The sequence below is a fragment of the Comamonas kerstersii genome, assembly GCF_008801935.1.
GTDB classification, from domain to species: domain Bacteria; phylum Pseudomonadota; class Gammaproteobacteria; order Burkholderiales; family Burkholderiaceae_C; genus Comamonas; species Comamonas kerstersii.
On record NZ_VZOT01000001.1, the window covers coordinates 513,454 to 529,728 of the forward strand.

The following is a 16,275-nucleotide window of genomic DNA, read 5'->3' on the forward strand; positions in this document are numbered from 1 at the left end:
GTTAACTGCTTATTGCTGCACGGGGCGCTGCTCCAGAAGGGCAACGACTTCGTCCGCGTTTTCCACAGAACACACATCCTGAGGCAGATTCAGACCGGCCGCCTTCATGTAGGCAGCGCCACCCTTGGCATCGATCTCCATCATCTGGCTCATGCACATCTTGCCTTCTTCCACGCACATGTTGAGGATGCGGTCATACAGACCGTCCTGCACGGAAGAGAAGCGTGTCACAGGATTGCGTTCGCTGGGCTTCACCAGTTCCAGATACTTGGCAGCATCCAGCGCCTGGCCTTCGTCCTTGGCTTTTTGCACCCAGGCGTCAAAGCCTTCGTTGTTCAGACCCAGGAACTTGAAAGTCATGCCCGAGAAACCTGCACCGTTGTAGTGCGAGTTCAGACCCTTGTAGGTACCTTCCTTGTTGATCACCGCATTCAGCTGCGTTTCCATGCCAGGCATGGTGTAGATCATGCCGGCCAGGTCAGGCACATAGAAGGCCGACATGGTCTTGGAGGCAGTGAGCTTGAAGAGGATAGGACGGTCCACAGGTGCAGCCAGCTCGTTCACCGTCGCAATACCTTGCTCGGGGTAGAAGAACAGCCACTTCCAGTCCAGCGACACCACCTGAACTTCCAGAGGCTTGACCTCGGCATTCAGGGGCTGCGTGGCGGAAATACGATCCAGTGGTCGATAAGGGTCCAGCTTGTGAGTGCTGATCCATGTGATCGTGCCCAGCACGATGATGATGATCAGAGGAACGCTCCAGATGACCATCTCAAGGGTGGTCGAGTGGTGCCACTCAGGGTCATACTCGGCTTCAGTGTTTGTCTGGCGGTACTTCCAGGCAAACAGCAAAGTCAGCAGGATCACAGGAACGATGATGACCAGCATCAACAAAGTGGCAGTCACCACCAAGTCACCTTGCTGGGCAGCGATGTCCCCTGCGGGATTAAGCACGACGGCCTTGCTGCAACCCGTAAGAGTTGCCGCCAAAGCTGCCGCAGCGAGCCAGAATGGCCCGCGGGTTTCCGTAGATTTAGGCATGCTGTAAACGCGAAAAATGCGCGCTGTTAGGGATAAACGCGGATTACAAAACCCGCCGAATGTACTCCTCCCCAACGACTCCCACCCAAGTCTTTTGATGCAACGCAGTGCATCGTGATGTTTTTCAGGAATTCCCGGTGGACGAATCAAACTTTTGACAACTGTCAAAACCAACGTAAATCGTTGATTATTCAGGAAATACTGAAATAATGAAAAGACTTGACAGATGTCAATCCCCACAGTGTATGCAGACAACACCCGCTGTCAAAAACCCTCGTCATAGCTGCGGTTTTTAGCGTGCCAGAGTGCTGCCCCCTCGCTCTGGGCGAGCTGAGCACCCCGTTTCCCTGCATGCCCGGCATCGCATGAAAGATGTTTCCAAAACTTCCCGATGCCACCCGCAATCAAGCAAAGACCGCGCCAGCTTACCCTTAAAACCAGCAGGTCGTGCCAGCCTGCCTAGAATGACCGGCCGCTTTCCTTGTGAGCCTCTTCTACGCGCAGTACACCATGACCCAAGGCCTGATTCGCATCCGTGGCGCCCGCCAGCACAACCTGCAAAACGTTGACTTGGACATTCGCACCGGCGAGTTGACCGTGGTCACCGGGCCGAGCGGCTCGGGCAAGTCGAGCCTGGTGTTCGATACGCTGTTTGCCGAAGGGCAGCGCCGCTACGTCGAAACCTTCAGCGCCTATGCGCGCCAGTTTCTGGACCGCATGGACAAGCCGGCCGTGGACCGCGTCGAAGGTGTGCCGCCTGCGATTGCCATTGACCAGACCAACCCCGTGCGCAACTCCCGCTCCACCGTGGGCACGATGACGGAGCTCAACGACCACTTGAAGCTCCTGTTCGCACGCGCCGCGCGTCTGTATGACAAGGAAACCGGCCTGCCCGTGCAGCACGACACGGTGGAAACCATTTACAGCCAGCTGCAGCAGCGCTGCGCTGAAGCCGGTGACCCACGCATTGCGCTGACCTTCCCCGTGGAAATGCCAGCCAACACCACACAGGAAGAGGTGGAGCAGTGGCTGTCGGCCAGCGGCTTTACCAAGATCCAGGCCGAGCGAGAGGTGGAACGCCCGCACGCGGCTGAAGAAATCCCGAGCAAAGGCAAGAAAGCCAAGGCCACCCCACCCGAAAAAATCAAGGTGCTGGACGTGGTGGCCGACCGCTTCCGCTTCAGCCGCGTGGAACGTGCGCGCGCCATTGAAGCCATTGAGGTGGCCCTCAAGCGCGGCTCCGGCCGCATGGTAGTGCACGTCATGCCCGAAGAAGGCGATGCCTATCTATGGAAGTTCTCGCAAGGCCTGCATTGCCCGGAAAGCAATCTGACCTATACCGAGCCCATGCCCTCGCTGTTCTCGTTCAACTCTGCGGTAGGTGCCTGTGAGGCCTGCCGGGGTTTTGGCCGCGTGATTGGCGTGGACTGGGGCCTGGTGATTCCGAATGAGAAGCTCACGCTGCGCACGGGTGCCATCAAGCCCATCCAGACGCCGGGCTGGAAAGAGATTCAGGACGATCTGATGCGCCATGCTGAGGCCGAAGGCATTCCGCGCGACATCGCCTGGAACAAGCTCACCGCCGAGCAAAAGCACTGGGTGATCGAAGGCTCGCCCTTGTGGAAAGGCCAGTGGAACAAGCAGTGGTACGGCATTCGCCGCTTCTTTGAATACCTGGAAACCAAGACCTACAAGATGCACATCCGTGTGCTGCTGTCCAAATACCGCAGCTACACGGAATGCCCCACCTGCTCCGGCGCACGCCTAAAGACCGAAAGCCTGCTCTGGCGCATCGGCAGCAAGGCGCAAGCCGACGCCGTGCTGCCACCCGCACAGCGCTTTATGCCTAATGGCGTCAGCTGGAACCGTGAACAGCTGGAAGCCCTGCCCGGCCTGTGCCTGCATGACCTGATGCGTCTGCCCATCACGCGGCTGCGCAGCTTTTTTGACAGCTTGAATCTGGCCAATGCCACGGGTCTGCCCGAAGGGGAATACCAGGCGCTGAAACTGCTGAACGAAGAAATCGGCACCCGCCTGAAATACCTGGTGGACGTAGGCATTGGCTACCTCACGCTGGACCGCCAGAGCCGCACACTTTCGGGCGGCGAGGTGCAGCGCATCAACCTGACCACGGCACTGGGCACATCGCTGGTCAACACCTTGTTTGTGCTGGATGAACCCAGCATTGGCCTGCACCCGCGCGACATGGAGCGCATCACCCAGGCCATGCACCGCCTGCGTGATGCAGGCAACACGCTGGTCGTCGTCGAACACGACCCGGCCGTCATGTTTGCGGCCGACCGCATGATCGACATGGGCCCCGGCCCCGGCGCACGCGGCGGCCAGATTGTGTTTGACGGCACACCCGAAGCACTCAAGCGTGCCGATACGCTGACGGGGGCTTATCTGGGCGGCCGCAAGCAGGTGGGCTTTGGCCTCAAGCGCATGGTCACCGACAGCACGCCGCGCCTGATTCTGGAAGGCGCGCGCGAGCACAACCTGCAAAACCTCAACGTGGACTTTCCGCTGCAGCGCCTGGTCACCGTGACGGGGGTGTCTGGCTCGGGCAAGTCTTCGCTGATTCAAGACATCCTCGCGCCCGCCCTGCTGCGCCACTTTGGCAAGCCCACGGACAGCCCCGGCGCGCACGACCGCCTGCTGGGTGCCGACCACCTGGCCGATGTGGTGTTTGTGGACCAGTCGCCCATTGGCAAGACTGCGCGCTCCAACCCGGTGAGTTACGTAGGAGCGTGGGACAGCATCCGCGAGCTGTTTGCGCTGGCCCCGCTGTCAGCCCAGCGTGGCTACACGGCCAGCAAATTCAGCTTTAACAGCGGCGATGGCCGCTGCCCCACCTGCGGCGGCTCAGGCTTTGAGCATGTGGAGATGCAGTTCCTCTCTGACGTGTATCTGCGCTGCCCTGACTGCAACGGCAGCCGCTACCGCGCCGAGATTCTGGAAGTCACGATCGAGCGCGGCGGCCGAGTCCTGAATGTGGCCGATGTGCTGGAGCTGACCGTGGCCGAAGCCGCGCTGCTGTTTGCGCAGGATGCAGACGTGATCCGTGCCCTGCAGCCCATCGTGGACGTGGGCCTGGAGTACGTGAAGCTGGGCCAGCCCGTGCCCACGCTGTCCGGCGGTGAAGCCCAGCGCTTGAAGCTGGCAGGCTTCCTCGCCGAAGCGGCCAAAACCACCTCCAAGTCCAAACAGAAGATTGCGCGCAAGGGCACGCTGTTCCTGTTCGACGAGCCCACCACCGGCCTGCACTTTGAAGACATTGCCAAGCTCATGCGCGCACTGCGCAAACTGCTGGAAGCGGGCCACAGCCTGATCGTGATTGAGCACAACCTCGACGTGATCCGTGCCAGCGACTGGCTGATTGACCTCGGCCCCGAAGGCGGTGACGGTGGCGGCCAGATCGTGGCCCAAGGTACGCCCGAAGAAGTGCGCCAGGTCCAAGGTTCACACACGGCGCAAGCCCTGCGCGAGTACGACCTCGCCATGGGCGTGGGCGGCCAGCTGGTCGAAGAAGTAGCCCCCATGCTCTACAAAAAAGAGCTGTCAGTACCCACCAGACAAGCGCTAGAGGCCAAAAATGCTATTGAAATTGTCAATGCTCGTGAGCACAACTTGAAAGGCCTGAGCGTGGACATTCCACGCGGCAAGTTCAATGTGGTGACGGGGGTGTCCGGCTCGGGCAAGTCCACACTGGCGTTTGACATTCTGTTCAACGAAGGCCAGCGCCGTTATCTCGAATCGCTCAATGCCTATGCGCGCTCCATCGTGCAGCCTGCGGGCCGTCCGGAGGTGGATGCGGTCTGGGGCATTCCGCCCACTGTGGCGATCGAGCAGCGCCTCTCACGCGGCGGGCGCAAATCCACCGTGGGCACGACCACCGAGGTCTGGCACTTTCTGCGCCTGCTCTATGTCAAGCTGGGCACGCAGCACTGCGTGCACGATGGCGCAGCCGTAGAACCGCAAACACCCGAGCGCATCGCCGCCCAGCTGCTGAGCCAGTTCAAGGGCCAGCATATCGGCCTGCTGGCCCCACTGGTGGTGCACCGCAAGGGCGTGTACACCGAGCTGGCCGACTGGGCACGTCCCAAGGGCTATACGCATTTGCGCGTGGACGGAGCTTTCCTGCCGACCACAGGCTTCCCGCGCCTCGATCGTTTCAAAGAGCACACCATCGAGCTGCCCGTAGCCAGCGTGAAGGTCACGGCCGCCAACGAAAAAGAACTGCGCGCGCAGCTCGCCAAAACGCTGGAAATTGGTAAGGGCGTGGTGCATGTGCTCTCGGGCATTGAGGACCTGGAAGCTGCGATTGCTGCGCCCGAGCAGGGCAAGGGCGTGGGCACGCTACAGGTGTTCTCCACCCAGCGTGCCTGCCCCATCTGTGCGACCAGCTACCCGGAACTGGAACCCAGCCTGTTCAGCTACAACAGCAAGCACGGCTGGTGCCCCGACTGCGTGGGCACGGGCGTGAAGCTGAACAAAGACCAGCGCAAGGTCTATGACGACAGCACACTGGCAGAAGACAACCGGGGCCGCGAGCTGACGTTGACGGCGAATGAGGTCGAAGACCTCGAAGAATGCACTTGCCCAACCTGCGAAGGCACCCGCCTGAACGCCCGCGCCCGTGCGGTGCAGTTCCACGGTAAGGCAATTACCGAGCTGGCGCAGATGTCCGTGAGTGCACTGCGCGAATGGTTCCAACAGCTGTCCACCACAGGCCGTGAAACTGATATTGCACGCGACCTGATTCCGGAAATTCTGGGTCGTCTGGAGTTCCTCGAAGAAGTCGGCCTGAACTACCTGACGCTGGACCGTGGCGCGCCCACACTCTCGGGTGGTGAGGCCCAGCGCATTCGTCTGGCCGCACAGCTGGGCAGCAATCTGCAAGGCGTGTGCTATGTGCTGGACGAACCCACGATTGGCCTGCACGCACGCGACAACCACATTCTGCTCAACGCCTTGCACAAGCTCGGCGACAAGGGCAATACGCTGGTGGTGGTGGAGCATGACGAAGACACCATTCGCCGTGCCGACCATGTGATCGATATCGGCCCCAGCGCAGGCAAGCGCGGCGGCACCCTGGTGGCCCAGGGCAAGCCCGAGGACATCATGGCGGCCGAAGACTCGCAAACCGGCCGCTACCTGCTGCACGCCATGCGCCACCCTTACCAGCCACGCCGCCCAGTACATGGCGTAGCCGATGCCGCAGACCTTCCCGCCGAGGAAGCACCCAAGCCCAAAAAACGCACGAAAAAGCAGATCGCTGCCGATGCAGCCGCTGCCTTGGCGGCAGACAGCGCCGCGCTGAATGCGGAGCTGCAGCTAGCAGCCAGCAAGGCCACTGGCCCGCTGCACTGGCTGGTGGTCAATGGTGCGAACCTGCACAACCTGCAGGACGTCGAAGCCAGCGTGCCGCTTAAACGTCTGGTGGCGATTACGGGCGTTTCCGGCTCCGGCAAATCCACGCTGGCACGCGATGTCCTGCTCACCAATGTGGCCAACCTCGTAGGTCAGCGCAGCACCAAGGCGGGGCGCGAAGCCATGGAAGCAGGCAACACGCCGGCCCTCGTCGGCTGTGAAGCAGTCTGGGGCACGGAAGCGATTGACCGCGTGCTGGAAGTGGACCAGACGCCGATTGGCAAAACGCCGCGCTCCTGCCCTGCCACCTATATCGGCTTCTGGGACACCATCCGCAAGCTGTTTGCCGACACTTTGGAGGCCAAGGCCCGTGGTTACGGCGCTGGTCGCTTCAGTTTCAATACTGGCGAAGGCCGCTGCCCCGCCTGCGAAGGCCAGGGCATGCGTACCATCGAGATGAGCTTTCTGCCCGATGTGAAAGTGCCTTGCGAAACCTGCCACGGCGCGCGCTTTAACCCCGAAACGCTGGCCGTGACCTGGCGCGGCAAAAGCATTGGCGATGTGCTGAACATGGAAGTGGATGAGGCCGTGGAGTTCTTTGCCTCCATGCCCAGCATTGCCCACCCACTGCAGCTGCTCAAAGATGTGGGCTTGGGCTATCTCACGCTGGGCCAGCCCTCACCCACGCTGTCAGGCGGCGAAGCCCAGCGCATCAAGCTGGTGACCGAACTGACCAAGGTACGCGACGACATCACCAAGCGCGGCAACAAGACGCCGCACACGCTGTATGTGCTGGACGAGCCCACCGTGGGCCTGCACATGGCCGATGTGGACAAGCTCATCCGCGTGCTGCACCGCCTGGTGGATGGCGGCCACAGCGTAATCGTGATCGAGCACGACCTCGATGTGATTGCCGAGGCCGACTGGATCATTGATCTGGGCCCCGAAGGCGGAACGGGTGGTGGACGCATCGTCGCAGCCGGTACACCCGAAGAAGTGGTGGCGCTGGGTACGCACACGGGGCAAGCCATCGCCCCCGTGCTGGCACGCCAGTAAGCAGACGGCTGGCTGCTCAGGCAGCCAGCACTGCAACCACGCCTCGGTCAATGCCGTAGCCGGGCTGCATGCCACCTTGGCTTTCCATGTGGTGCGCCAGCCGCAGCCATACTCTGCCGGATTGTGCAGTCTGGCCAAGGCGCAGACACTGCAGGGCATGCACCAACACATATCTACGACACACGAGGGGGCCGCACAAGGCGGCGTGCGCTGGCTGCTGCGTGCAGAGAGCTTGGCCCTGCTGCTTATCAGCGGTGCGGCCTATGCCCACTGGGGCAGCCTGGGCTGGGGCTGGTTTGCTGCGCTGTTTCTGATGCCAGATATTGCCTTCATCGGCTACGCCACCGGGGCACGTACAGGAGCACTTTGCTACAACGCCACACACGCCACTTTAGGCCCCGCGGCTTTGCTGACATTTGCTCTGTTTCAGGGCCATGCACTGTGTCTGTCGCTGGCGCTGATCTGGCTGGCCCACATTGGCTTTGACCGTGCACTGGGCTACGGCCTCAAATACACCCAGGGCTTTGGCTGGACGCATCTGGGCCGTATCGGCAAGCAGAACATGGGCAATTAGAGCCGGCAACACGACCCAGCAAACCACAGGTTTGCGCTTGAGACGAGGCGCGAAGCCGCAGGCAGTACAACTCGTACGACAAGGCTTCGCAACGACGTATCAAGGGTAGTGTTGGCGGGGCTTAAGGCGTCAGCCCACCTTTGGACAGCGTGACCTGCAACGCCTCCAGGTTCTGCGGCGTCACATGGATCACGCCCTTTCCAGGCACATCAATTTCCGAAATCATGAACAGGGCCAGTGCCGTCACAAATGGCACGACCAGCAGCCAGGCCTGGCTGCCTGCGCGCATGTGGTAGCCAATCAGGAAGTTGGAACACACACCAAACACAATCAGGATCAGCCACGCGGCCAGCGGAATCTGGTTGCGCCAGCTGGCCATGGTCTGCTGCTGGCTGATGTAGAGCTGGTTGCAGGCCTCTACCAGCGACATGGATACGGGGTTCGGCGCCTGTTTGGCCACGCCACTGACGAAGTTCCACATCTTGGTCTGCAGCTGAATGGACTGCATGCGCAGCGCTGCACGCTCCGTATCGGAGGGTGCCTGATAGAACGCGATGCGTGAGGCCAGGTACTTGTCGAGTATGGCCTCGGCCTGTGCCTGCGCTTCTGTAGTGGGCAGCAAGGTGGTGCGCTGGAAGGCATTGGCCAGCGCCATGGCTTCATGCTCTTCGGCACTCACACGTGTGTTGTAGCCACTGATGGCAAACGACAGCAGAAAACCAATCAGCAGACCAAACAGCGACAGCGTCGCCCCCAGCACAATCTTGATGCCTTCATCCTTGGCAGGATTCTGTTTGCGCTGCTGACGCCCGATCACACTCCCCACCCACGATGACAGGGCCAGCACCACAAAAATGGCCAGCAGCATCTTCAAGGATTCAGCATCCACCAAGGCAAGCAATTCAGACATACAGGGCATCCGGTCAAAAACTGCCGCGATTCTAGGCAAGCACTGCTGCATTTTTTGCAGTCATGGCGCACAAGTGACAGCAACCAAGGGATTCCCCCCAATCCCTGCACATGCTTCTTCTCTACATTGAAAATGTCGCCTATCAAAAATATGGCGACATTCAGGGAGCGGCAGCATCCACTGCCTTGCAAAGACAACAACGGAGACAAGCACATGGCATCCACTACCCGCCGTACAGCACTGGCCGCTGCACTGGCCATCACCGCGCTGGCCGCCACAGGTCACAGCATGGCCCAGGACGGCAGCAACTGGCCCACCAAACCCATCAAGCTCACCGTGCCTTACACCCCCGGCGGTTCTACCGACATCGTCAGCCGCACCGTGTTTGAAGCTGTCGGCAAACGCCTGGGCCAGCCCGTGGTGATCGAAAACAAGCCCGGCGCCAACAGCACCATTGGCGTTTCGCAGACCGCACGCTCCCCGGCTGATGGCTACCACTTTGTCAGCGTCCTGGCTGCCTATACCGTGAACATGTCGCTGTACAAAAAGCTGCCCTACAAGGCCAGCGACTTTGTGGCTGTGAGCCATGTGGCGGATCTGCCCATGTTCCTGTTCACCTCGAACAAGCTGCCCGTCAGCAATGCCAGAGAACTGGCCGAGTACGGCAAGCAAAATCCGCTGAACTATGCCTCCAGCGGCACAGGTGCCAGCGCCCACATGATCGGCGCACGCTGGGCACAGGAGAACGGCCTGAATGCCCAACATGTGCCCTATAACGGCAGTGCGCCCATCCTGTCTGACCTGATGTCTGGTCAGGTCGACATGCTGTTTGACCCAGCCCTGGTGCCCATGCCGCATGCCAAGAACGGCAAGATCAAGGTACTGGCCGTGGCCTCCAAGCAGCGTTGGCCCGGCGAGCCCGACATCCCCACCATGGAAGAGTCCGGCTTTCCCGGATTTGTGATGAATTCCTGGGTGGGTGTACTTGCCCCCCAAGGCACGCCTCAGCCTATCGTGGACAAGCTCTCACAAGCCATTGCAGAGGCCGTCGCTTCCCCCGAAGTCAAGAGCAAGCTGACACAGCTTGGCTTTGCAGCCGTGGGCAGCAGCCCGGCCGAATTCCAGCAGCTGATCGACCAAGACACCGCCATGTACAAGGGCGTGATCGACAAGGCCCAGGTCAGCATCGACTAAATAGTCGCTCTCCAATACGGCCAAGGCCTGCATGCGCGCGCGTGCAGGCCTTTGAATTTCATAGCTGGTAACGCTTGCGACTCAAGGCTTTCAGATATTTTTCTATTGAAAAGCAAGCAATTACAAGCGCTAAAAGCTCTTATTTTTGCAGCAGGTGTGCTGCCAGCTGCACAAAGCCGTCACCACGCTCTGCGGTGCAGACATAGCGCGGCAGGTGCTTGAGCTGGGGCACAAAGCGCGCAATATTGGCCACGCCTACACTCAGGGGCATGTGCTGGAACATCAGCTGGTCATTGGTGGAGTCGCCGATGTAGACCCACTGGCCCAGCGTGGCGTCCAAATCCATATCAAACAGCTCGCGCACAATCCAGCGTGCGCCTTCGAGCTTGTTGTGGTCGCCAAACCAGCCATTGATGTGGATGGAGCTGACCGTAGCGTTCATGCCTGCTTCACGCATGATGGCCACGCACTCGTCGATCTGCGCCTGCGGCATATTGGTGAACTCGCTGTGGTCCACGGCAATATCGCACTCACGGCCATGCGAGTCGGTGGCGCGCTGGGCGCCGGGCACTTGCTGCTCGATCTGCGCCAGCACTTCCTGCATGCGTGCAAAGTTGCGCACGCGGGTGTCGTCGTCCTGCTGGTAGAGCTTGTCCAGACCGCCCTCAGCATTGCGACGCAGCGCCACTGCGCCGTTCTCGGCCACGATGGCATCCACAGGCCACGCGCGCGCAAACGGCACGCTCCAGCCCACAGGGCGGCCCGTAATGGGCACCACCTTCAGGCCTGCATCTTTCAGGCGGCCGATGGCCGCAACGACGTGCTCTGGCACCACGCCATCGGTGGTCAGCGTGTCATCAATATCGGTCAGCACGCCCAGGATATTGGAGGGCACGGGCAATTCGGACAGGGGACGCAGAAAGTCTTGGCTCACAACACACTCTCAAAACAAACCCGTGCCAAGCACGGGTTCAACAATCACACACTGCCACGTTGGGCAGATCGGTCAGCGAAGCGGCGCATACGCGACGCACCGGCGAAGACAGTAGCAGCGCTACGGCGAGCCGGTGCAACAAAGTCTGCAGGCCGATATACCCGACGTCTTAGTTCGCAGAACCAAGGCTTAGACCTGCATGCTCGCGCAGCGGATGGAAATGAATCTTGGGGAAACGCTCCTGCGCCAGACGCACGTCATACGGGCTGGTGCACAGGAAGGCCAGGGTATCGGCCGCATCGTGCGCCAGACGCATGGGATAGGCGTTTTCAAACTCGCGCAGCTCCGCAGGCGTATCTGCCGTGATCCAGCGTGCGCCGGTGTACTGACAGCCTTCCAGACGCACATCGCAGTCGTACTCGGTCTTGAGGCGGTGCTGCACCACTTCAAACTGCAGCTGACCAACCGCGCCCAGCAGCATATTGCCGCCCACATCGGGCTTGAACACCTGAATCGCGCCCTCTTCGCCCAGCTGCATCAGTCCCTGCTGCAACTGTTTGGTGCGCAGCGGGTTCTTCAGCACCACGGTCATGAACATTTCGGGTGCAAAGAAAGGCAGACCGGTGAACTGCAGGTTGGGGCCGTCAGTGATGGAGTCCCCCAGCTGCACACCGCCGTGGATGGTGAAGCCAATGATGTCGCCTGCGTAGGCTTCATCCACGGCTTCGCGGCGCTGGGACATGAAAGTCACCACCGAGGTGGGGCGCAGCTCCTTGCCGGTGCGCTGCACCTTCATCTTCATGCCGGGGGTGTATTTGCCCGACGCCACACGCACAAAGGCGATACGGTCGCGGTGGTTGGCGTCCATATTGGCCTGCACCTTGAACACCACGCCCGAGAAGCCCTTGTCTTCGGGCCTGATGATCACTTCCTGGCGCTGGCGGTTGACCTCGGTGAAAGCCACGCGGGGCCCGGGCGGGGGCGACATATCGACCACAGCGTTGAGCACTTCCATCACGCCGAAGTTGTTCACACCAGAGCCGAAGAACACGGGGGTCAGCTTGCCCGCCAGGAAAGCTTCGTGGTCCCACTCGGCCGATGCGCCCTGCGCCAGCTCCATGGATTCCATGGCATCGTCAAAGGCCTGGCCAAAGCGGGCGCGCAGCGTATCGACTTCGGTCAGCGGAATGACTTCAAAGTCTTCCGGACGCTTTTCGCTGCCAGGCGCAAACACCGTCATGGTCCTGGTCTGCAGATTGATGATGCCGCCGAACAGCTTGCCCTGACCCACAGGCCAGGTGATGGGGCAGCAGGGCATGCCCAGCTCACGCTCGACTTCATCCATGATGTCCAGCGGGTCGCGCACTTCACGGTCAAACTTGTTGACGAAGGAGATGATGGGCGTATTGCGCTGGCGGCAGACCTCAATCAGACGGCGGGTCTGCGACTCCACACCGTTGGCCGCGTCAATCACCATCAGCGCCGAGTCCACAGCGGTCAGCACACGGTAAGTGTCTTCCGAGAAGTCCTTGTGGCCGGGGGTGTCCAACAGGTTGATGACGTGGTCGCGGTAGCTCATCTGCATCACGGACGATGCCACCGAGATACCACGCTGCTTTTCGATTTCCATCCAGTCGGATGTCGCATGGCGCGACGCCTTGCGGCCCTTCACGGCACCCGCGATCTGGATCGCGCCCGAGAACAGCAGCAGCTTTTCGGTCAGCGTGGTCTTACCCGCGTCAGGGTGGGAAATGATGGCAAAGGTGCGGCGACGCCGTGTTTCTGGAGCGTATGACACTGGATGGGGAACTATTCAGGCGCGGCTGCTGCCACGCGTTGCGACAAAGGGCCGCAAGCGCATGCTGCTCAAGCGGGCCTCTCAAATGTAAAGAGGCGCAATTTTACGGGAAAGCGACCTGGCACGGCGTGCCAGCAGCAGGTGTCACACAGACCAGCAAGGGCAAGCCTTGACGGCAGCTCTTTCAATGCAATCAATCACTTAGCAGCTGACTGGGCCATATCCCGCGCAATCTGCCCGTCCACGATTTCCACCACCCGGTCACACTGCTGGGCCAGCCGTGGGTCGTGGGTGACGATCAGAAATGCCGTGCCCAGGTCGCGGTGAATCTGGCGCAGCAGGGCAAACACCTCCTGCGAAGACTGGGTGTCCAGATTGCCTGTGGGTTCATCGGCCAGCACCAGCGGGGGCTGCTGCACCAGCGCACGCGCAATCGCCACGCGCTGCTGCATGCCGCCGGACAGCTCGGCCGGTTTTTTGTGCAAAGCTTTTTCCAGCCCCACAGCCTCCAGCAAATCCATGGCCCTGCGGCGGTCCTGCCCGGTCACCACCCCCTGTGCCATCAGTGCTGGCAGGGTGACGTTTTCCAGCGCCGTAAATGCAGGCAGCAAATGGTGGAACTGAAACACAAAGCCCAGCGACTGGCGGCGCAGCAAGGTCAGCCCGTCGTCATCCAGATCGCTGGTTTCACGCCCCTGCAGCCGGTAGCTGCCGCTGCTCATGCGCTCGAGCAGGCCCAGCACATTGAGCAAGGTACTTTTGCCTGAACCCGAGGGGCCCACCAGAGCGATGAACTCACCGGGCTGAATGCACAGGTCAACGCCATGCAGCACCTCTACCTCACTCGGCAAGCCCAGGTTGTAGGACTTGCGCACGCCCTGTAAGGCAATCAGTGGCGGGGTTGAAAAAGACTTTTCAGTAGGCATGGCTTACATCCGGATCGCCTGCGCAGGGTCCAGCCGCGCGGCACTGCGTGCAGGGGCTACGGCTGCCAGCACGCCACAGAGGGTAGCGGTCAAGGCGGCAGACAGGGCATCCTGCCAGGTCAGGCTGATATCAAACAGCGCGCCGCCGCCAGCCCCGCGCGCCATGGCGGTAAACAGCAGCACCAGCGCCCATGCCAGCAGCAGTCCGGCCACCGAACCCAGCGCGCCGACGATGGCCCCTTGCAGCAGAAACACACGCAGCACCTGGGCGCGCGTCGTGCCCATGGCACGCAGAATGCCGATTTCCTTGCGCTTTTGCACCACGCTGACCACCAGCACGCTGGCAATGCCCAGCACCACCACGATCAGCACCACCGCCCGAATCACGGCCGTGCTGATGCTCTGCGCCTTCAGCGCAGAGACCAGCTGCGCATTCGTGGCCTGCCAGCTTTCAATCTCATAGGGATAGCGCTGGCGCAGCTGCTCCGCCAGTGCTTCGGCCAGCCAGACGTCGTCCACTTTCACGTCCAGCACCGTGGCACCACCGGGCAGCCCCAGCAGGCTCTGGGCACTGCGCAGCGGAATGATGACGGTGCGCCGGTTCAGATCTTTGACGCCCATATCCAGCAGTGCGCTCACCCGCACAGGCTCTTGCACGCTGCCTGTGTCTATGGTGAAGCGGTCACCCGGGCGCACACCCAGGTCTGCGGCCAGCTCCACACCAATCATGGTGTCCCCCGGCTGCAGGCCCCAGGTGCCTGCAACGATTTTTTCACGCAGATTCACGATGCGCTGGTAACGCTCCAGCTCCACGCCCATGATGGCAATGGACTGCGTGGCCTCGCCGCGCAGCGCCAGGCCGGAGCCAGACACCATGGGTGAAACCGCCACCACGCCCGGTTCTTGCTCCAGCACGGGCAGTAACTGCTGCCAGTTGTCCACGGAGCGCAACCGCTGCGCACGCGGCTGGGTGTCTGACAGCAGCCAGGTGCCGGGTGCTGCCGCCGACAGCGGAATCACCACATCCTCAGGCGCACGCAGGCTGATATGGGCCTGTGTACCCAGTGTCTTGCTCACGGTATTGGCCTGCAGCCCATTAATCAATGCTGCAATGTAAGTAATCACTGCCACACCAGCAGCCACACCACCGACGATCAGCCAGCTCTGCATTCGCCCTTCGCGCAGAAAGCGCAGGGCCACCTGCCATTCAAACCGCCAGGGCAGATGTACGCTCATGGGCGCACCTGTGCACGCACGCGCTGGTCAGGCTGAGCGGGTGGCAGCAAGACCCGTTCACCAGCCTGCAGGCCAGACTGCACCTGTGCTGCCTCCAGCGTGCGCAGGCCCAGCTGTACGGGGCGCGGCGTGGCTTTGCCGTCATCCAGCACCAAGACCTCGCTGCCATGCAGGGCCTGCAGGGGCACGACCAGAGCCTGATCGACCTTGCCCGTCTCCACCGCCACGGACAAGGTCATGTCTTCACGTAAAAACGCAGGGGGTGCTTCATCCAGCGCCAGCTTGACTTCTACCGCACCACGCTGGGCATCCACGCCCGGCGCAATCGAAACCACTGTTGCCGCCAGTCGCTGAGACGGGAAGGCATCTGCCACCACGGTCGCGCTCTGGCCTTCACGCAGCTGGTCCAGATAGCGCTCATCCACCTGCGCCACGATCAGGGTGGGCCCATCGAGCGCCAGCTGCAGCAAGCTTGTACCCGGTTGCACGATCTGCCCTGGCTCTACATCGCGCAGCAGTACCTTGCCATCGCTGGGCGCCACGATGCGGGTCTGCTGCAGTTTGGCCTGCGCCGCAGCCAGTGCCGCCTGTGCCTGCTGCACCTGCGCTTCAGCGGCTTGCAGCTCCGCGCCACCATTGGCGGATGCCGCAGCCTGTGCCTGTGCGGCCTGCAGCTGTGCGCGTGCAACGTCCAGCGCCTTACGCTTGTCGTCCAGTGCTGCCTGGCTCAGAAAACCCTGCGCCACCAGCTGCTGGTTGCGCTGCCAGTCGGCTTCGGCCTGCGTCAGCCCAGCCTGTGCCTGTGCCAGCTGGGCCTGATGGCCGATGCGGCTGTTGCTGCGCACATTGGCCAGCTGTGCTTCTGCCTGCGCCAGACTGGCCTGCGCCTGCTGCACGGCGGCCTGCTGCTCCGCAGGTTCGAGCTGCACCAGCAGCTGCCCAGCCTGTACGGCATCGCCTTCGCGGACTTCCACGCTGTCCACACGGCCGACGATGGTGCTGCCCACACCTACGCGCGAGCGGGTTTCCACCCGTGCCGAAAACTGCAGGGTACGCACCAGTGGCTGGGCCTCAACCCGCACGGCAGGCACCACCGGTCCACGCCACTTTTGTACACCGGCATAGGCAGCCACGGCCACGATGGCTGCGGCTACGCCCCACCACAGGCGCTTGCGGCCAGAATGTTCCGTTGCTGGTTGCTTGTTGCTTGGTTTGGCGTTCAAAAACATCTCC

Annotated in this window: 10 protein-coding genes; 3 read left to right on the plus strand and 7 right to left on the minus strand. The window is 61.5% G+C overall.

Annotated features, from left to right (window positions below):
- Window positions 1-9 precede the first annotated feature (9 nt).
- The gene (gene cyoA, locus F7P80_RS02455) at window positions 10-1,041 is read right to left on the minus strand and encodes a ubiquinol oxidase subunit II (protein WP_151042458.1); all 1,032 of its coding nucleotides are present in this window, start codon (window positions 1,039-1,041) and stop codon (window positions 10-12) included.
- Between the two features lie 510 nt (window positions 1,042-1,551).
- Here cyoA and uvrA point away from each other — a divergent pair.
- Together uvrA and F7P80_RS02465 are read left to right on the plus strand one after the other, a co-directional pair.
- The gene (gene uvrA / locus F7P80_RS02460; RefSeq protein ID WP_151042685.1) at window positions 1,552-7,470 is read left to right on the plus strand and encodes an excinuclease ABC subunit UvrA; all 5,919 of its coding nucleotides are present in this window, start codon (window positions 1,552-1,554) and stop codon (window positions 7,468-7,470) included.
- Window positions 7,471-7,627: 157 nt separating this feature from the next.
- A complete protein-coding gene (locus F7P80_RS02465) occupies window positions 7,628-8,044 on the plus strand; it encodes a DUF4260 domain-containing protein (RefSeq protein WP_151042460.1) in 417 nt (138 codons plus the stop codon).
- A 121-nt stretch (window positions 8,045-8,165) separates the two neighbouring features.
- Here F7P80_RS02465 and F7P80_RS02470 read toward each other — a convergent pair whose 3' ends face one another.
- On the minus strand, window positions 8,166-8,954 hold the full coding sequence (locus tag F7P80_RS02470) for a bestrophin-like domain (RefSeq protein WP_054065908.1): 789 nt from the start codon (window positions 8,952-8,954) through the stop codon (window positions 8,166-8,168).
- A gap of 213 nt (window positions 8,955-9,167) precedes the next feature.
- Here F7P80_RS02470 and F7P80_RS02475 point away from each other — a divergent pair, with 213 nt between their 5' ends.
- Window positions 9,168-10,148, plus strand: a complete 981-nt coding sequence (locus F7P80_RS02475; RefSeq protein ID WP_151042462.1) for a Bug family tripartite tricarboxylate transporter substrate binding protein — start codon at window positions 9,168-9,170, stop codon at window positions 10,146-10,148.
- Between the two features lie 139 nt (window positions 10,149-10,287).
- Here the strand turns inward: F7P80_RS02475 and F7P80_RS02480 are convergent, their stop codons facing one another.
- The 5 genes from F7P80_RS02480 to F7P80_RS02500 form a co-directional block, all read right to left on the minus strand.
- Window positions 10,288-11,082 carry an HAD-IIB family hydrolase gene (locus F7P80_RS02480; protein WP_054065910.1) on the minus strand — a complete coding sequence of 265 codons (795 nt, stop codon included), beginning with the start codon at window positions 11,080-11,082 and terminating at the stop codon, window positions 10,288-10,290.
- A gap of 169 nt (window positions 11,083-11,251) precedes the next feature.
- On the minus strand, window positions 11,252-12,880 hold the full coding sequence (locus F7P80_RS02485) for a peptide chain release factor 3 (protein WP_054065911.1): 1,629 nt from the start codon (window positions 12,878-12,880) through the stop codon (window positions 11,252-11,254).
- A 197-nt stretch (window positions 12,881-13,077) separates the two neighbouring features.
- Window positions 13,078-13,806: an ABC transporter ATP-binding protein gene (locus tag F7P80_RS02490; protein WP_054065912.1), complete on the minus strand. Its 729-nt coding sequence runs from the start codon at window positions 13,804-13,806 to the stop codon at window positions 13,078-13,080.
- Window positions 13,807-13,809: 3 nt separating this feature from the next.
- Complete coding sequence (locus tag F7P80_RS02495; protein ID WP_077345481.1) at window positions 13,810-15,042, minus strand: ABC transporter permease; 1,233 nt, start codon at window positions 15,040-15,042, stop codon at window positions 13,810-13,812.
- A complete protein-coding gene (locus F7P80_RS02500) occupies window positions 15,039-16,265 on the minus strand; it encodes an efflux RND transporter periplasmic adaptor subunit (RefSeq protein WP_249041352.1) in 1,227 nt (408 codons plus the stop codon). Before F7P80_RS02500 ends, F7P80_RS02495 begins: the two co-directional genes overlap by 4 nt.
- Window positions 16,266-16,275 lie beyond the last annotated feature (10 nt).